This is a genomic window from Pseudomonas sp. PF05, assembly GCF_056521845.1.
Genome location: NZ_JBWLPW010000008.1, coordinates 115,891 through 132,372, shown reverse-complemented (window position 1 = coordinate 132,372; position 16,482 = coordinate 115,891). Strand labels below are relative to the sequence as shown.

Annotated in this window: 16 protein-coding genes; 14 read left to right on the top strand and 2 right to left on the bottom strand. The window is 62.1% G+C overall.

The features are described 5' to 3' along the window. Positions 1-18: 18 nt before the first annotated feature. The 8 genes from AC09SL_RS15270 (at position 19) to AC09SL_RS15235 (ending at position 7,073) form a co-directional block, all read left to right on the top strand. A complete protein-coding gene (locus tag AC09SL_RS15270) occupies positions 19-204 on the top strand; it encodes a Trm112 family protein (RefSeq protein ID WP_003179363.1) in 186 nt (61 codons plus the stop codon). Further along, positions 201-965 carry a 3-deoxy-manno-octulosonate cytidylyltransferase gene (gene kdsB / locus AC09SL_RS15265; protein WP_058544675.1) on the top strand — a complete coding sequence of 255 codons (765 nt, stop codon included), beginning with the start codon at positions 201-203 and terminating at the stop codon, positions 963-965. Before AC09SL_RS15270 ends, kdsB begins: the two co-directional genes overlap by 4 nt. Beyond that, a complete protein-coding gene (locus tag AC09SL_RS15260; protein WP_058544674.1) occupies positions 965-1,429 on the top strand; it encodes a low molecular weight protein-tyrosine-phosphatase in 465 nt (154 codons plus the stop codon). The genes kdsB and AC09SL_RS15260 overlap by 1 nt, the downstream gene beginning before the upstream one ends. Next, positions 1,426-2,445, top strand: a complete 1,020-nt coding sequence (gene murB / locus AC09SL_RS15255; RefSeq protein ID WP_058544673.1) for a UDP-N-acetylmuramate dehydrogenase — start codon at positions 1,426-1,428, stop codon at positions 2,443-2,445. Before AC09SL_RS15260 ends, murB begins: the two co-directional genes overlap by 4 nt. Before the next feature lie 263 nt (positions 2,446-2,708). Next, positions 2,709-3,179: a (2Fe-2S)-binding protein gene (locus tag AC09SL_RS15250; protein WP_058544672.1), complete on the top strand. Its 471-nt coding sequence runs from the start codon at positions 2,709-2,711 to the stop codon at positions 3,177-3,179. Next, positions 3,176-5,491, top strand: a complete 2,316-nt coding sequence (locus AC09SL_RS15245) for a xanthine dehydrogenase family protein molybdopterin-binding subunit (protein ID WP_058544671.1) — start codon at positions 3,176-3,178, stop codon at positions 5,489-5,491. Before AC09SL_RS15250 ends, AC09SL_RS15245 begins: the two co-directional genes overlap by 4 nt. After that, the gene (locus tag AC09SL_RS15240; protein WP_058544670.1) at positions 5,491-6,462 is read left to right on the top strand and encodes an XdhC family protein; all 972 of its coding nucleotides are present in this window, start codon (positions 5,491-5,493) and stop codon (positions 6,460-6,462) included. Before AC09SL_RS15245 ends, AC09SL_RS15240 begins: the two co-directional genes overlap by 1 nt. A gap of 20 nt (positions 6,463-6,482) precedes the next feature. Beyond that, positions 6,483-7,073: a nucleotidyltransferase family protein gene (locus tag AC09SL_RS15235; RefSeq protein WP_058544669.1), complete on the top strand. Its 591-nt coding sequence runs from the start codon at positions 6,483-6,485 to the stop codon at positions 7,071-7,073. Positions 7,074-7,301: 228 nt separating this feature from the next. On the opposite strand, the gene rne is transcribed toward AC09SL_RS15235, so the two are convergent. Next, a complete protein-coding gene (gene rne / locus AC09SL_RS15230; protein ID WP_058544668.1) occupies positions 7,302-10,496 on the bottom strand; it encodes a ribonuclease E in 3,195 nt (1,064 codons plus the stop codon). 699 nt (positions 10,497-11,195) lie between these two features. Here rne and rluC point away from each other — a divergent pair. The 3 genes from rluC to AC09SL_RS15215 are packed head-to-tail and all read left to right on the top strand — an operon-like array spanning position 11,196 to position 13,814. Beyond that, positions 11,196-12,152: a 23S rRNA pseudouridine(955/2504/2580) synthase RluC gene (gene rluC / locus AC09SL_RS15225; RefSeq protein WP_058544679.1), complete on the top strand. Its 957-nt coding sequence runs from the start codon at positions 11,196-11,198 to the stop codon at positions 12,150-12,152. Then, positions 12,142-12,804, top strand: a complete 663-nt coding sequence (locus AC09SL_RS15220) for an HAD-IA family hydrolase (protein WP_058544667.1) — start codon at positions 12,142-12,144, stop codon at positions 12,802-12,804. The genes rluC and AC09SL_RS15220 overlap by 11 nt, the downstream gene beginning before the upstream one ends. Positions 12,805-12,824: 20 nt before the next feature. Further along, a complete protein-coding gene (locus AC09SL_RS15215) occupies positions 12,825-13,814 on the top strand; it encodes a S49 family peptidase (RefSeq protein WP_058544666.1) in 990 nt (329 codons plus the stop codon). A gap of 163 nt (positions 13,815-13,977) precedes the next feature. On the opposite strand, the gene AC09SL_RS15210 is transcribed toward AC09SL_RS15215, so the two are convergent. Then, the gene (locus tag AC09SL_RS15210) at positions 13,978-14,556 is read right to left on the bottom strand and encodes a Maf family protein (RefSeq protein ID WP_058544665.1); all 579 of its coding nucleotides are present in this window, start codon (positions 14,554-14,556) and stop codon (positions 13,978-13,980) included. A 105-nt stretch (positions 14,557-14,661) separates the two neighbouring features. Between AC09SL_RS15210 and AC09SL_RS15205 the strand changes: the two genes are divergently transcribed. The 3 genes from AC09SL_RS15205 to plsX are packed head-to-tail and all read left to right on the top strand — an operon-like array spanning position 14,662 to position 16,400. Beyond that, positions 14,662-15,189 (top strand): YceD family protein, encoded by a 528-nt coding sequence (locus tag AC09SL_RS15205; RefSeq protein ID WP_003204262.1) that lies wholly within the window; start codon positions 14,662-14,664, stop codon positions 15,187-15,189. 13 nt (positions 15,190-15,202) lie between these two features. After that, positions 15,203-15,385 carry a 50S ribosomal protein L32 gene (gene rpmF / locus AC09SL_RS15200; RefSeq protein WP_003179396.1) on the top strand — a complete coding sequence of 61 codons (183 nt, stop codon included), beginning with the start codon at positions 15,203-15,205 and terminating at the stop codon, positions 15,383-15,385. A gap of 4 nt (positions 15,386-15,389) precedes the next feature. Further along, positions 15,390-16,400, top strand: a complete 1,011-nt coding sequence (gene plsX, locus AC09SL_RS15195; RefSeq protein ID WP_081264480.1) for a phosphate acyltransferase PlsX — start codon at positions 15,390-15,392, stop codon at positions 16,398-16,400. The last annotated feature ends 82 nt before the right edge of the window (positions 16,401-16,482 follow it).

The following is a 16,482-nucleotide window of genomic DNA, read 5'->3' as shown; positions in this document are numbered from 1 at the left end:
TTTATCCAGGGGAATTCCATGGACACCAAACTGCTCGATATTCTGGCCTGCCCGGTCTGCAAAGGCCCGCTCAAGCTCAGCGCCGACAAGACCGAACTGATCAGCAAGGGCGCCGGCCTGGCCTACCCGATTCGCGACGGCATCCCGGTGATGCTCGAAAGCGAAGCCCGCACCCTGACCACCGACGAGCGCCTGGATAAATGACCGCAGCCTTTACCGTTGTCATTCCGTCGCGCTTCGCCTCGACGCGCCTGCCCGGCAAACCGTTGCTGTCGATTGCCGGCAAGCCGATGATCCAGCATGTCTGGGAGCAGGCCTGCAAAAGCAGCGCCCAGCGTGTGGTGGTGGCGACTGACGATGCGCGCATCGTGGAGGCCTGCAAAGGCTTTGGCGCCGAAGTCGTCCTGACGCGTGAAGACCATAATTCCGGCACTGATCGCCTGGCGGAGGTCGCGGCGAAACTCGGTCTTGCCGCCGACGCGATCGTCGTCAATGTGCAAGGTGACGAGCCGTTGATCCCGCCGAGCGTGATCGATCAGGTCGCCGCCAACCTTGCGGCCCACACCGAGGCGCGCATGGCCACCCTGGCCGAGCCGATCAAGGATGTGCAGACGCTGTTCAACCCCAACGTGGTCAAGGTGGTCAGTGACCTCAATGGCCTGGCGTTGACCTTCAGCCGCGCGACGTTGCCTTGGGCGCGGGACGCATTCGCCCAAAGCCGTGACGTGATGCCGGAAGGCGTGCCATACCGCCGTCACATCGGTATTTATGCCTACCGCGCAGGCTTTCTCCAGGACTTCGTCGCTTGGGGCCCGTGCTGGCTGGAAAACACTGAAGCCCTGGAACAGTTGCGCGCCCTGTGGCACGGCGTGCGAATCCACGTCGCCGATGCGCTGGTCGCCCCGCCGACCGGCGTCGACACTGCCGAAGACCTCGAGCGCGTTCGTCGCCTGCTGGAGGCCTGATGCGGGTCCTGTTCGTCTGCCTCGGCAACATCTGCCGCTCGCCCACCGCCGAAGGCATCCTGCGCCACAAGTTGCGCGACGCCGGGCTGACCGGGCAGGTGGAAGTCGCTTCCGCCGGCACCGGTGACTGGCACGTCGGCAAAGCGCCGGACAAGCGCAGCCAGGCGGCGGCCCTGAAGCGTGGCTACGACTTGTCGGCCCAGCGCGCGCAACAGGTGACCCGTGCCGACTTCGCCACCTACGACCTGATCCTGGCGATGGACAGCAGCAACCTGCGCCACCTCAAGGCCCTGCAACCGGCCAATGGCAGGGCCGAACTGGACCTGTTCCTGCGTCGCTACGAAGCCGAACTCGACGATGTGCCGGACCCGTACTACGACGGCGAACAGGGCTTCGAGCAAGTGCTGGACCTGATCGAACGCGCTACCGATCGCCTGGTGATCGAATTGAAGGGGCGGTTATGACCTTGCAGGTTCGGGCGGGCGTCAGCCTCAAGCCCTTCAACAGCTTTGGTGTGGACGTCACTGCCCGGTTGTTCGCTGAAGCCCACAGCGATGGCGATGTTCGCCAGGCGCTGGCCTATGGCGCCGAGCATGCCGTGCCGCTGCTGGTAATCGGCGGTGGCAGCAACCTGCTGCTGACCGGTGACATCGACGCCTTGGTGTTGCGCATGGCCAGCCACGGCATTCGTTTGCTCAGCGATGACGGCGAACGGGTGGTGGTCGAGGCCGAAGCCGGGGAACCCTGGCACCCGTTCGTCCAGCATACGCTGGCGCAAGGCTGGTCCGGGTTGGAGAACCTCAGCCTGATCCCCGGCACCGTGGGCGCGGCACCGATGCAAAACATCGGCGCCTACGGTGTGGAGATCAAGGATGTCTTCGCCGGCCTCACCGCGCTGGATCGCCAGACCGGTGAGCTGCGCGAGTTCACCCTGGAGGAGTGCTGTTTCGCCTACCGCGACAGCGTGTTCAAGCAGCAGGTGGGGCGCTGGTTGATACTGCGGGTGCGTTTTGCCCTCAGTCGCGCCGCACACTTGCACCTGGAGTACGGTCCGGTCCGCCAGCGATTGACCGAACAGGGCATCGATCAGCCGACGCCCACGGACGTGAGTCGGGCCATCTGCAGCATCCGCAGCGAAAAACTCCCCGACCCGGCCGTGCTGGGCAATGCCGGCAGCTTCTTCAAGAACCCGCTGGTGCCGGCCACGCACGTGGCGCAACTCAAGCTGCAATTCCCTGACCTTGTGGCTTATCCACAGCCTGGAGGGCAGATGAAAATCGCCGCCGGTTGGTTGATCGAGCGCGCTGGCTGGAAGGGTTTTCGCGAGGGTGACGCCGGGGTGCACAAGTTGCAGGCGTTGGTGCTGGTCAACTACGGCAGCGCCACGGGCCCGCAACTTCTGGACCTGGCCCTGCGCATCCAGAAAGACATTGCCGAACGTTTCCAGGTCGAACTGGAAATGGAGCCCAATCGGTACTGAGCGACTTTTCGCAAGCGCCTGAAAAACGCCCTGCACGCCCTGCACACGAGCATTTGTGCAGGATTGTGCAGGGCGTTTTGCGTGATCCTGGGTTAATTTAGTTTCCTAACGATGCGACCATCGCATCCTAAAGGCCCGATGCAGACGCCTGCGTGCGCCGGCATAAGAGAGCCTGATCAGCCTGAGTCAGTCTGCGACAACCGAACCGTTACCTAAGCGGCAGATTGCTCGACCCCATAACTCGATCACTATGCGGCGTGCCCATGATTACCCTGAAACTCAATGGAAAAGACCATCAACTGGACGTGACCGAGGACATGCCGCTGCTGTGGGCTATCCGGGATGTGGCCGGTTACAACGGCACCAAATTCGGCTGCGGCATGGGCCTGTGTGGCGCCTGCACCATCCACATCGACGGCGCCCCGGCGCGCAGTTGCATCACGCCCATCGGCTCGGTGAAAGGGCAGGACATCAGCACCATCGACGGGCTTCATACTGACCCGGTCGGGCAAATCGTCCAGAAGGCCTGGCTCGACACTGCCGTTGCCCAGTGTGGTTACTGCCAGGGCGGGCAGATCATGTCCGCTACTGCATTACTCAAGACCAACCCCAACCCGAGTGATGAGCAAATCGAAGAGGCCATGGTTGGCAATCTCTGCCGTTGCGGCACCTACAACCGGATCAAGACCGCGATCCGCCAGGCCTCCACTCACCTGAAGGAGGCCAAGGCATGAGCCGCTTGCCCGATGATTTTGTCCTGAGCAACCTCAGCCGTCGTGGCTTCCTCAAAGGCGCGAGTGCCACCGGTGTGCTGGTGCTGGCGGCCACGTGGGGCCTGCCGGAGGCCTTTGCCGAGGAAAAGAAATTCGGTGCCGAGGGCATGCCCCATGGCGCGGTCGACGACCCGAAGGTGTACGTCAGCATTGCCGCTGATGGCAGCGTGACCGTGATCTGTAACCGCTCGGAAATGGGCCAGGGTGTGCGCACCAGCCTGAGCATGGTCGTGGCCGATGAGCTGGAGGCCGACTGGGCGCGTGTGAAGGTGCAACAGGCACCGGCCGATGAGGCGCGTTTCGGCAACCAGGACACCGACGGCTCGCGCAGCATGCGTCATTGGTACGAGCCGATGCGCCGTTGCGGTGCTGCCGCCCGGACCATGCTGGAATTGGCTGCCGCTGCGCAGTGGAAGGTGCCGGTGAGTGAATGCCGTGCGCAACTGCACAAAGTGCTGCACCAGCCTTCGGGGCGTGAGCTGGGCTATGGCGAATTGGCCGCTGCTGCCAGTGCCTTGCCGGTACCGGGGCGTGACAGCCTGCGCCTCAAGCAGCCATCGGAGTTTCGCTACATCGGCAAGGAAGCGAGCCGGGCCATCGATGGTGCGGACATCGTCAACGGCCGTGCCGTGTTCGGTGCCGATGTGCATTTCGACGGCATGCTCTACGCCGTCATCGCGCGCCCGCCGGTCTACGGTGGCAAGGTCAAGAGCGTGGACAGCAGCGCGGCGCTGAAAGTACCGGGCGTGATCAAGGTGGTGCAGATCGAAAGTCGCCCGCTGCCTTCGGAATTCCAGCCATTGGGCGGCGTGGCGGTGGTGGCGAAGAATACCTGGGCGGCGATCAAGGGCCGCGAGGCGCTGAAAATCCAGTGGGACGACGGTCCGAACGCCGGTTATGACTCCATTGCCTATCGCAAGGAGCTGGAAGCGGCCGCCCTCAAGCCCGGAAAAGTCGTGCGCAGCAGCGGCGACCTCGACGACGCACTGGCCAAGGCGGATTCGACGTTGGAGGCCTCGTATTACTTGCCGCACCTGTCCCAGTCACCCATGGAACCGATGGTTGCCGTCGCCAGGTTCAAGGACGGCCAATGCGAGGCCTGGGCACCGAGCCAGGCACCGCAGGTGACCCGTGAGCGTGTCGCCGAACGCCTGGGCATTCCTTTCGAGAAGGTCACGGTGAACATCACGTTGCTGGGCGGCGGTTTCGGACGCAAGTCCAAACCTGACTTTGTCGTTGAAGCGGCCGTGCTCGCCAAGGAGTTTCCAGGCCAGCCGATACGGGTGCAATGGACTCGCGAGGACGACATTCATCACTCGTATTTCCACACTGTATCGGTCGAATACCTCAAGGCCGGCCTGAACCAGGACGGTATGCCGTCCGGCTGGCTGCACCGCACAGTGGCTCCGAGCATCACCGCATTGTTTGCACCGGGCATGACCCACGAGGCGCCGTTCGAAATAGGCATGGGCCTGACCAACATGGCCTACGCCATCCCCAACCTGCGCCTGGAGAATCCCGAAGCGGTGGCCCATGCCCGGGTGGGCTGGTATCGCTCGGTGTCGAACATCCCCCATGGTTTCGCGATCCAGAGTTTCATCGACGAATTGGCCCACAAGGCCGGCCAGGATCCCCTGAAGTACCAGGTCAAATTGCTCGGCCCAGACCGTAAGATCGATCCGCGCACCTTGAGCGAAGAATGGAACTACGGCGAATCCCCCGAGCGTTATCCGATCGATACGGCGCGGATCCGCACGGTGCTGGAAACCGCCGCGAAGGCCGCCGGTTGGGGCCGGGATCTGCCCAAGGGCCGTGGCTTGGGGTTGGCGGTGCATTACAGCTTCGTCACTTACGTGGCCGCGGTGATCGAGGTGGAGGTCAAGGACGATGGCACGGTGATCGTGCACAAGGCGGATATCGCCGTGGATTGCGGTCCGCAGATCAACCCCGAGCGCATCCGCTCCCAGTTCGAGGGCGCCTGCGTCATGGGCCTGGGCAATGCGATGGTGGGTGAAATCAGCTTCAAGGGCGGCAAGGTGCAACAGGACAATTTCCATATGTACGAAGTGGCGCGAATGTCCCTGGCGCCCAAGGAAGTGGCGGTGCATCTGGTCACGCCGCCGGGTGAGGTGCCGTTGGGCGGCGTCGGCGAGCCGGGCGTGCCGCCGATAGCGCCGGCGCTGTGCAACGCGATCTTCGCCGCCACCGGCAAGCGGATTCGCAGCCTGCCTGTGCGCTATCAACTGCAAGGCTGGCAGCAGGCGAAGGCCTGATGGACAGCGTCGATCTGAACGTCCTGCGCAGCGTGCTTGAGTGGCGCCGTGCCGGGCAGCGGGTGGTGCTGTTTACTGTGGTCCAGACCTGGGGTACTGCGCCAAGGCCGCCGGGGGCGATGCTGGCCCTGCGCGAAGATGGTGTGGTGATTGGTTCGGTGTCGGGCGGTTGTGTCGAAGATGACCTGATCGCCCGGCTGCACGACGGTCGCATTCCGGCGGACGGTCCGCCGGTGCAACTGATCACCTATGGCGTCACCCGCGAAGAAGCGGCGCGCTTCGGTCTGCCGTGCGGCGGCACCCTGCGCCTGACCGAAGAGCGAGTGGGCGATCCACACTGGGTCGCGCAGTTGCTGGAACGCTGCGAGGCCCATGAGATTGTCGCCCGTGAGCTGACGGTGGCCAGCGGCAACGTGGTTCTGACCCCGGCCAGCAAGACCGACGTCCTGGTGTTCGATGGGCAGGTCCTGCGGGCCATATACGGTCCACGTTGGCGGCTGCTGCTGATCGGTGCCGGACAACTGTCGCGCTACGTGGCGGAAATGGCCCGGCTGCTGGACTTCGAAGTGCTGATTTGCGATCCGCGCAAGGAGTTTGTCTATGGTTGGGAAGAGCAGCACGGCCGCTTCGTCTCGGGAATGCCCGACGAAGCGGTGTTACGCATCCAGACCGACGAGCGCACGGCCATTGTGGCCTTGACCCATGACCCACGCCTGGACGACATGGCGCTGCTTACGGCCCTGGACTCCAAGGCATTTTATGTCGGCGCCCTGGGCTCGCGGGTCAACAGCCAGAAGCGTCGGGATAACCTGGCTCAGCTAGGCTTGTCAGCAGAGGCCATTGAACGCTTGCATGGGCCGATCGGCTTGCACATCGGCAGCCACACCCCGGCGGAAATCGCCTTGTCGCTGCTGGCCGAAATCGTGGCCATCAAGAATGGCGTTGAACTGCGACAGAAGAAGTCGCTGTAAGCCATGGGCAAGGAGGGCGTATGAGCGAGTCGATTGGTGTGATCATCCTGGCGGCCGGATCGGGCAGCCGTTTCCGCCGTATTGCAGGTCCGGACAAGGATAAATTGCTGGCTGATTGCACCGGGCGTGACGGTGCCGTGCGGTCGGTGATCGAACAGGTGTTGGTGAATCTGCCAGCCGCCCTGGAAAAACGCGTGCTGGTGACCAGCAAGGACCGGCCGCAAGCCGTTCGCATGGCCCAGGCCTATGGCTGCGATTTCGTGGAGCTGGACTCGCCCGGCTTGGGCGACAGTATTGCCGCCGGCGTCCAGGCCTGTCCGGATCGTGATGGCTGGTTGATGGTGCTGGGCGACATGCCCTTTATCCTGCCATCGAGCATTGAGCAGGTGGTGGCGGGGATCCGCGCGGACGGCATCAGCGTGCCAGTCCTTGCAGGTGAGTACGGGCATCCGGTGGGATTCGGTCGTGGGTTTGGGCCGAAACTGATGGCATTGACCGGTGATCGGGGGGCCAAGGCATTGTTTGCCGCGGCGCAAGTGGTCGAAGTGCCGGTGGATGACCCGGGCGTGACATGGGATGTCGATGTACCAGAGGCACTGGCCTTCAAATAACAGACGACGCAGAACCCTGCGGGAGCGAGCTTTACTCGCGAAAGCGGTCTGACATTCAGCATTGATGCAAGCTGACCCGGCGCCATCGCGAGCAAGCTCGGCTCCCATATTGGATCTTTCGGTGGATATAAGCCTTGTGCTCGGCCCCAGTCCCTGTGGATAAGTACGAAGGCATAAAAAAAGCCCCGCCTGGCATGACCAGGCGGGGCTTTTTACTGGGCGGTGGAATCAGGCGTGAGGTTTAGGCTCGTGCTCTTTTTCCAGGGCTTCAGTGTGACGCGGCGCGACTTCTTCAGCGGTGTGCTGAGGTTCGTCGAATGCCGGAGCCGATTCAGCCGGGGTCTCGGCGACCGGGGCAGGGGCTGTCTCGGCGACTTCTTCCACGACTGGAGCAGGCTCGGCAGCAGGCGCTTGAGCGGCAGCAGCGGCAGCTTGTTCGGCTTCCTTCTGCAGACGCTCGGCTTCACGCTTGCGACGACGCACTTCACGCGGATCGTTCGGCGCGCGGCCATTCGCGGTCAGGGCGCTGGCAGGTGCAGGCGCTTCAACCGGGGCAGGTGCTTCGACAACCACGGGGGCTTCGATTACTGGAGCAGGCTCGACCATTTCTGGCTCGACCGCTTTCACTGGCTCTGGTGTCGGTTCTGGCTCGACAACAGGTGCCGGTGCAGATGGCTCGGCGGTCCAGTTGAACGCAGTCTGCTCCTCGCGGGCAGGCTCTGGTGCCTTTTCCTCGGCTGGCGCTTCGAAGGCCGGCTCGGCGGCTACCACTGGCTGCTCGACGACCGGTGCAGGCTCGGCGACCACTTCAGTTTCAGCGGCCTGGGCTTCACGGGCCGGGGCGACTTCCACTTCTGGCGAAGCAGTGGCTTCTACCGGGGTAGTGGCTTCGACCACCGGAGCTTCGGCAACTGGCGCGCTTTCCACCGCAGCGCTAGCGCGTTCGGCTTGTTCGTGAGCCTGGGCTTCGGCCGGGGCGCTGATTGCGCTGCTGGCAACGGCCGCAGTCACGGCCAGGCCGGCGGCCAGGTCGGCAGCGCTTGGTGCTTCGGCGTTCTCGGTGGACTCGGACTCTTCCGAACCTTCGATCACATTGCCGTTGGCGTCGCGCTGACGCTCACGACGGTTGCTGCGACGACGCTGGCCACGGGAGCGGCGGCGTGGACGATCGCCTTCGGCGGTATCCTGGCCATCTTCCTGCAGTTGCTCTTCGGTGTTCAGCACTTCTTCTTCGCTGGCAGCGGCGGCTGCCTGCTCGGCGCGAGGCTGGCGCTCTTCACGTGGAGGACGCGGTGCACGTTCTTCACGAGGCTGGCGGGCCGGACGCTCTTCAGCGGTGGCGGCAGCAGCCGGGGCGGCATCCAGTGGCTCGCGCAGTTCGCGAACACGTTCTTCACGCTCGCCACGTGGCTTGCGATCTTCACGCGGTGCGCGCGGCTGGCGCTCTTCACGCGGCGGACGCGGTGTACGCTCTTCGCGGGCTACGGCTGGCGCTTCCTCACGGGCTTCGCGTGGCTGACGCTCTTCACGCGGCTCACGTGGCGCACGCTCTTCACGCGGAGCACGCTCTTCGCGAGGCTTGCGTTCTTCGTCACGACGACCGTTGCGGTTGCGGGTCTGTTGGCGACCGTTACGACGCTCTTCGTTGCGGGCAGGACGCTCGGTCGCGGCAGGTTTGGCGACGACGGCTGGGGTCGCGGGTTCTTCCTTGGTGGCGAACAGGCTGACCAGCGACTTCACCAGGCCTTTGAACAGGCTGGGTTCTGGTGCAGCGGCCGGGGCGGCAACCGGAGCGGCCACTTCGGTCGGAACCGGCGCATTGGCGCGGGCCGGAGCGGTCTTGACTGCGGCTTCCTGGCGAACCAGGGTGCGAGTGGCAGCGGCCGGCTGGACTTCTTCCACTTCGGCAGCGGCAGCAGCGATTTCGTAGCTGGACTGGTTGGTGTGGGCTTCCGGGCTGTCGTCGCGCAGGCGCTGCACTTCGAAGTGCGGCGTCTCCAGGTGATCGTTCGGCAGGATGACGATGCGGGCACGGGTGCGCAGTTCGATCTTGGTGATCGAGTTGCGTTTTTCGTTGAGCAGGAACGCGGCCACCGGGATCGGCACTTGGGCGCGAACTTCGGCGGTGCGGTCTTTCAGGGCTTCTTCTTCGATCAGGCGCAGGATCGCCAGGGACAGCGACTCGACGTCACGGATGATGCCGGTGCCGTTGCAACGCGGGCAAACGATGCCGCTGCTTTCGCCCAGGGAGGGACGCAGGCGCTGACGGGACATTTCCAGCAGGCCAAAGCGCGAGATACGACCGACCTGTACGCGGGCGCGGTCGGCTTCCAGGCATTCACGGACCTTTTCTTCCACGGCGCGCTGGTTCTTGGCCGGGGTCATGTCGATGAAGTCGATGACGATCAGGCCGCCGATGTCGCGCAGGCGCAACTGACGGGCAATTTCCTCGGCCGCTTCAAGGTTGGTTTGCAGGGCGGTTTCTTCGATGTCGCTGCCTTTGGTGGCGCGGGCCGAGTTGATGTCGATGGACACCAAGGCTTCGGTCGGGTCGATGACGATGGAACCGCCGGACGGCAGTTCGACGACGCGCTGGAAGGCGGTCTCGATCTGGCTTTCGATCTGGAAACGGTTGAACAGCGGAACGCTGTCTTCATAGAGCTTGATCTTGCTGGCGTACTGCGGCATCACCTGGCGAATGAAGGTCAGGGCTTCGTCCTGGGCTTCGACGCTGTCGATCAGCACTTCGCCGATGTCCTGGCGCAGGTAATCGCGGATGGCGCGGATGATCACGTTGCTTTCCTGGTAGATCAGGAACGGCGCGGAGCGATCCAGCGAGGCTTCTTTGATGGCTGTCCACAGTTGCAGCAGGTAGTCGAGGTCCCACTGCATTTCTTCGCTGCTGCGGCCAAGGCCGGCAGTGCGCACGATCAGGCCCATGTCAGCCGGGGCAACCAGGCCGTTCAGGGCTTCACGCAGTTCGTTGCGCTCTTCGCCTTCGATGCGGCGGGAGATGCCACCGGCACGCGGGTTGTTCGGCATCAGGACCAGGTAACGGCCCGCCAGGCTGATGAAGGTGGTCAGGGCGGCGCCCTTGTTGCCACGTTCTTCTTTTTCGACCTGGACGATGACTTCCTGGCCTTCGCTCAGGACGTCCTTGATGTTGACGCGGCCTTCAGGGGCCTTCTTGAAGTATTCGCGGGAGATTTCTTTGAGGGGCAGGAAGCCGTGGCGCTCGGAGCCGAAATCGACAAAGGCAGCCTCAAGGCTTGGTTCGATGCGAGTAATCCGGCCTTTATAGATGTTGGCCTTCTTCTGCTCGCGTGCACCGGATTCGATATCCAGGTCGTAGAGGCGCTGGCCGTCTACCAGTGCAACACGCAACTCTTCGGGTTGAGTTGCGTTAATCAGCATTCTTTTCATGTAGTACCGTCGGTTTCCGGGCTGCCGGAAACGGCGTTCGGCACACACGACTTCTCACGGTCGGTGTCAGGTGCGTCCTGGAGATGGCAAGGCCACTCCAGTGTCCAGCGAGTTCGACCCAATGATGGCGAAGTCGCGACGGACGCGTCCTGCTTGCTGGTACTCAAGCACTCAGTCAGGAGGAGGAATCAACCGGCGTCTGTGGACGAGATGAAGCGTCTAAATATAAGCCTAGTGCTACACAGTCCGACGGTTGTACATCTCCACCCTACACGTATCCCTGATAATTCGGGTGCTGCCGCGCGCAGAATCCGCAGCGGGTTGGCATTTACCGTGAGCTCCGGAAGGGGAGGTCACGCATCATGGCTAATTTAGGCGTTGTTTCCGAAGCATTCGCTCGGGGTCGTCCGCAGCTGACTGCACTTTGTGAACTGGCCGTGAATGTGGCGCGCAAGGCGAGTCAAAACTCTGCTTTGCGGCGTATTTCAGGCCTCATGTCACCTGCGCTCGTTACACCTGAAAACTCTACCGTTACGTAGCGAAAGCCCCGTAGGACGGCCTCTCGTCCTCGTGAATTGCGTTGGTCAGGGCCGGTTTTTGACCGTTAGTCCACTGTCCAGCCACTTTTGGCGGCGTTCGCGACTATAGCAGCAATGATTAAGTGCTTCAATTCCATAAAAAATTGTTATGATCGCCGCCATGACAACTACTGCCCCTTCGACCCCTGGCGTTCAACTGCTCGAGGTCTCGCCGGAATATGCCGGCCAACGAATCGATAACTTCCTGCTGGCCCGGCTCAAAGGCGTGCCCAAGACCTTGATCTACCGTATTTTGCGCAAAGGCGAAGTGCGGGTGAACAAAGGTCGGATCAAGCCCGAGTACAAGCTCCAGGCCGGTGACGTCGTGCGCGTGCCGCCGGTTCGCGTGCCCGAGCGTGATGAGCCGGTACCCCTGGCCCAAGGGCTGCTGCAGCGCCTTGAAGCGTCGATCATCTATGAAGACAAGGCCCTGATCGTGATCAACAAGCCCGCGGGCATTGCGGTTCACGGCGGCAGCGGCCTGAATTTCGGTGTGATCGAAGCCTTTCGTCAGTTGCGTCCGGACACCAAGGAGCTGGAACTGGTCCATCGCCTTGACCGCGACACCTCCGGCCTGCTGATGATCGCCAAGAAGCGCAGCATGTTGCGCCACCTGCACGAGCAGTTGCGCGGCGATGGCGTCGACAAGCGCTACATGGCGCTGGTGCGTGGCCGCTGGGAAACCTCCATCAAGCAAGTCCGTGCGCCGTTGCTCAAGAGCAACCTGCGTTCCGGCGAGCGCATGGTCGAAGTCAACGAGGAGGGCAAGGAGGCGCTGACGGTGTTCAAGGTGCTGCGCCGCTTCGATGACTTCGCCACTCTGGTCGAAGCCAAGCCGGTGACCGGGCGCACGCACCAGATCCGTGTCCACACCTTGCATGCCGGGCATTGCATCGCCGGTGACAGCAAGTACGGCGATGACGATTTCACCAAGGAAATCCGCGACCTGGGCGGCAAGCGCCTGTTCCTCCATGCCTATATGCTCACCGTGCCGCTGCCCGATGGTGGCGAACTGAAATTGCAGGCCCCGGTGGATGACATGTGGGCCAAGACCGTGGAGCGGTTGAGTGCATCCTGACTACAAACTGCTGATCTTCGATTGGGATGGCACTCTGGCGAATTCCATTGGTCGGATCGTGGAGGCGATGCATGTCGCATCGGATCGCTCGGGTTTTGCCCGGTGCGACGATTTTGCGGTCAAGGGCATCATCGGCTTGGGATTGCCGGAGGCGATTCGCAGTTTGTACCCGGAGATCGACGACGATGATCTGGTGGTTTTTCGCCAGCATTATGCTGATCACTACATTGCGCTGGAGGCCGAGCCTTCGCCATTGTTCGAGGGTGTGGTTCATACCCTTGAAACCTTGAAAGGCGAGGGTTATCGCTTGGCGGTCGCGACCGGCAAGGCTCGTCGCGGGTTGGATCGGGTATTGAGGGCCCATGGTTGGGACGATTACTTCGATATCACTCGCGCCGCTGATGAGACAGCGAGCAAGCCGCATCCGCTGATGCTCGAGCAGATACTGGCCCATTGTGGAGTGCGGCCTGCGCAAGCATTGATGGTGGGGGATTCTTCTTTTGACCTGCAAATGGCGCGCAATGCCGGCATGGGTTCGGTGGCTGTGAGCTATGGCGCGCAGTCCATCGAGGCACTCAAGGCGTTCGAGCCGCGACTGGCGATTGACCATTTTCCTGAATTGCACGCCTGGCTGAGCCGGCGCGCCGATTAAAGTCTGTTGAGGATGCATGTATGACCGATGAATGGAAGGCACCGGCCAAGGCGAGCGCTGACAGCAATGATGAAAAAAGCTGGAAGCTGCTGGAAAAGACTTTGCTGGCCGGTGTGGAGGAACAGCGTCGTGCGCGCCGCTGGGGGATCTTCTTCAAGTGCCTGGTCTTTATCTATCTGTTTTTCGGCTTGGCGATGATCTTCCAGGCTTTTGATGGGAAGAAAATTTCGGGAGGTGGTTCGGCCTATACGGCGGTCATCGACATTGAGGGCATAATTGCCGACAAGGAGGCGGCCAGCGCGGATAACATCATTGGCAGCCTGCAGGCTGCGTTCGAGGATTCGAAGGTCAAGGGCGTGGTGCTGCGCATCAACAGCCCGGGTGGTAGCCCGGTGCAATCGGGGTATGTTTACGACGAGATCGTTCGGTTGCGCGCATTGCACCCGGATACCAAGGTGTATGCGGTCATTTCCGATCTCGGTGCTTCCGGTGCCTATTACATTGCCAGTGCGGCGGACCAGATCTATGCCGACAAGGCCAGCCTGGTGGGCTCCATTGGTGTGACAGCGGCCGGCTATGGCTTTGTCGGGACCATGGAGAAACTGGGTGTGGAGCGTCGGGTGTATACCTCTGGCGAGCATAAGTCCTTCCTTGATCCGTTCCAGCCGCAAAAGCCTGAAGAGGCTGCTTTTTGGCAGGGCGTGCTCGACACGACCCACAAGCAGTTCATTGCCAGCGTCAAGAAGGGCAGGGGCGAGCGCCTGAAGGACAAGGAGCATCCGGAGCTGTTTTCCGGGCTGGTCTGGTCGGGAGAGCAGGCATTGCCGCTGGGCCTGATCGACGGCTTGGGCAGTGCCAGTTCGGTGGCGCGGGATGTGATCGGTCAGAAGGACCTGGTGGACTTCACGATCGAAGAGTCGCCGTTCGATCGCTTCTCGAAAAAGCTGGGGGCAAGCATCGCCGAGCATCTGGCGATGTGGATGGGCTTCCAGGGGCCAGCGCTGCGCTAGCTCATCGTTTCGTGCGATCTTCTGTTGCGAGGAAATCCGCTGTGGGGGCAAAGCTTGCTCGTGATGAACGATAACCCGGCTGGCCTGCACCCTCGCGGCGCCTGCATCGCTGGCAAGCCTTGCTCCCACAAATAAATCCCTTCGCCACAGGTTGTATGTGGCTTCAGGGAACCTGCACGCCCTCGGCCAGCAACATATCCACAAGGCGAATCAGCGGCAGGCCGATCAGGCTGGTGGCGTCCGGCCCTTCGGTGCTCTGGAACAGGCTTACGCCAAGTCCCTCGGCCTTGAAGCTGCCGGCGCAGTCGTAAGGTTGCTCGGCCCGCAGGTAGCGTTCGACGCGCTCTGGGTCCAGGGTGCGCATGTTGACGGTAAACGGAATGCAATCGACCTGGCAGGCGCCGGTCTGGTTGTTGAGCAGTGCCAGGCCGGTCAGGAACGTGACCTTGGCGCCGCTGGCGGCCAGCAGTTGTTCGCGAGCCTTCTCGAAGGTGTGAGGCTTGCCCAGAATGCGTTCGCCGAGCACGGCGACCTGGTCTGAACCGATGATCAGGTGCGCCGGGTGGCTGTCGGCCAGTGCCAGGGCTTTTTCCCGGGCCAGGCGCTTGACCAGTTCGAGGGCGAGCTCGCCGGGGCGATGGCTTTCGTCGATGTCGGGTGAGCTGCAGACGAACGGCAGTCCCAGGCGGGCAAGCAATTCCCGGCGATAGACCGAGCTTGAGGCAAGTAATAAAGGCAGCATGGGCGGCTCCAGAAGGCAGGGGTGAATTCTAGCGAGGCGCGCAAGTGACGGACAGGGCTGAATTTCCTTTGACATGGCCGGGGGCATCCCTATAATGCTGCGCCTATGTTGAATGACCCGATTCCACCTCACGTTGACCCGCGCAAATTGGCTGACCGTGGCACCACCCTTCAAGGTGAACTGCTGCTGGCCGATTTGAAGAGACTCTGCGACCCGCTTTCCGACGATGTCGGTACGGTCCAGGCCAAATTCGTTTTTGAACGAGATGAACGTAAATCTGTGGTTATCCACAGCTTTATCGACACTGAAGTCAAAATGGTTTGCCAGCGTTGTCTTGAGCTGGTCACCCTGCCGATCCACAGCGAGTGCAGTTACGCCGTGGTGAAGGAGGGTGCGAATACCCAGTCGTTGCCGAAAGGTTATGACGTGCTGGAACTGGGCGAAGATCCATTGGATCTGCAGTCACTGATCGAGGAGGAGCTTCTGCTCGCCTTGCCCATTGTGCCTGCTCATCATCCGGAAGAATGCCAGCAGCCGGCGGGAGCAGATGAGCCCGAACCGAGCGAGGACGAGGTAACGCGGTCCAACCCGTTCAGTGTATTGGCGCAGTTAAAGCGTGACCCAAACGTTTAGGAGTTAATCAATTATGGCTGTTCAGCAGAACAAAAAATCCCGCTCTGCCCGTGACATGCGCCGTTCGCACGACGCTCTCGAGGCTAGCACCCTGTCTGTAGAAAAAACCACTGGTGAAGTTCACCTGCGTCACCACGTATCGCCAGAAGGCGTATACCGTGGCCGTAAAGTGATCGACAAGGGCGCCGACGAGTAATCACTTGTCCGCTCAAGTCATCGCGATTGACGCAATGGGCGGGGACTTCGGTCCCCGCAGCATTGTTCAGGCCAGTCTTGCTTGTCTGAATGCTACGCCCTCGCTGCACCTGACCCTCGTCGGTCAACCCTCCATCCTGGAAGAAATGCTCAGCGGCCAATCGGCTGTCGATCGCGCGCGCCTGACGATTGCCCCGGCGTCCGAAATCATCGCCATGGACGAAAAGCCGGCTCAGGTCCTGCGCGGCAAGCCTGATGCTTCGATGCGGGTGGCCCTCGAGTTGCTGCGCGATGGCAAGGTCCAGGCATGCGTCAGTGCCGGCAATACCGGTGCGTTGATGGCGCTGTCGCGCTACGTGCTCAAGACCTTGCCGGGTATCGACCGGCCTGCGATGGTGGCAGCGATCCCGACCCAGCGTGGGTTTTGTCAGTTGCTGGACCTGGGGGCCAACGTCGATTGCAGTGCCGAGTATTTGCTGCAGTTCGCGGTGATGGGCTCGGTCGCGGCGGAAACCCTGGGCATCGTGCGCCCTCGTGTGGCGTTGCTGAACATCGGCACCGAAGACATCAAGGGCAACCAGCAGGTCAAGCTGGCGGCCACGCTGCTGCAGGGTGCGCGGGGCATCAACTACATCGGCTTCGTCGAAGGCGATGGCTTGTACCGTGGCGAGGCCGATGTGGTGGTATGCGATGGCTTCGTTGGCAATATCCTGCTCAAGTCCAGCGAGGGGCTGGCGACCATGATCGGCCAGCGTATCGAGACCTTGTTCAAGCAAAGCTTCGTCTCGCGGGTAGTCGGCGCCCTGGCACTGCCGTTGATGCGACGGTTGCAGGCCGACCTGGCGCCGGCGCGGCACAACGGTGCGAGTTTCCTCGGGTTGCAAGGGATCGTGATCAAGAGCCACGGCTCGGCGGGCGTGCAGGGTTTTCAGAGTGCGATCAACCGGGCAGTGATCGAGATCCAGGAAAACCTGCCGAAGCGCCTGCACGGTCGCCTCGAGGATTTGTTAACTTAGGCGTTTTCGTCCGACAATGCTTAAATGTGACCGGTCGGTTCAACCCGCCATCCAACTCTCAGTTTCCTAGCGCCCCCAGGGG

Excerpts from the sequence above, each read along its gene's own strand:
- rne (WP_058544668.1), bottom strand. The coding sequence starts at position 10,496 with ATGAAAAGAATGCTGATTAACGCAACTCAACCCGAAGAGTTGCGTGTT.
- AC09SL_RS15260 (WP_058544674.1), top strand. The coding sequence starts at position 965 with ATGCGGGTCCTGTTCGTCTGCCTCGGCAACATCTGCCGCTCGCCCACC.
- AC09SL_RS15210 (WP_058544665.1), bottom strand. The coding sequence starts at position 14,556 with ATGCTGCCTTTATTACTTGCCTCAAGCTCGGTCTATCGCCGGGAATTG.
- rpmF (WP_003179396.1), top strand. The coding sequence starts at position 15,203 with ATGGCTGTTCAGCAGAACAAAAAATCCCGCTCTGCCCGTGACATGCGC.
- AC09SL_RS15235 (WP_058544669.1), top strand. The coding sequence starts at position 6,483 with ATGAGCGAGTCGATTGGTGTGATCATCCTGGCGGCCGGATCGGGCAGC.
- kdsB (WP_058544675.1), top strand. The coding sequence starts at position 201 with ATGACCGCAGCCTTTACCGTTGTCATTCCGTCGCGCTTCGCCTCGACG.
- murB (WP_058544673.1), top strand. The coding sequence starts at position 1,426 with ATGACCTTGCAGGTTCGGGCGGGCGTCAGCCTCAAGCCCTTCAACAGC.
- rluC (WP_058544679.1), top strand. The coding sequence starts at position 11,196 with ATGACAACTACTGCCCCTTCGACCCCTGGCGTTCAACTGCTCGAGGTC.
- AC09SL_RS15205 (WP_003204262.1), top strand. The coding sequence starts at position 14,662 with ATGTTGAATGACCCGATTCCACCTCACGTTGACCCGCGCAAATTGGCT.
- AC09SL_RS15245 (WP_058544671.1), top strand. The coding sequence starts at position 3,176 with ATGAGCCGCTTGCCCGATGATTTTGTCCTGAGCAACCTCAGCCGTCGT.
- AC09SL_RS15270 (WP_003179363.1), top strand. The coding sequence starts at position 19 with ATGGACACCAAACTGCTCGATATTCTGGCCTGCCCGGTCTGCAAAGGC.
- AC09SL_RS15250 (WP_058544672.1), top strand. The coding sequence starts at position 2,709 with ATGATTACCCTGAAACTCAATGGAAAAGACCATCAACTGGACGTGACC.
- AC09SL_RS15240 (WP_058544670.1), top strand. The coding sequence starts at position 5,491 with ATGGACAGCGTCGATCTGAACGTCCTGCGCAGCGTGCTTGAGTGGCGC.
- AC09SL_RS15215 (WP_058544666.1), top strand. The coding sequence starts at position 12,825 with ATGACCGATGAATGGAAGGCACCGGCCAAGGCGAGCGCTGACAGCAAT.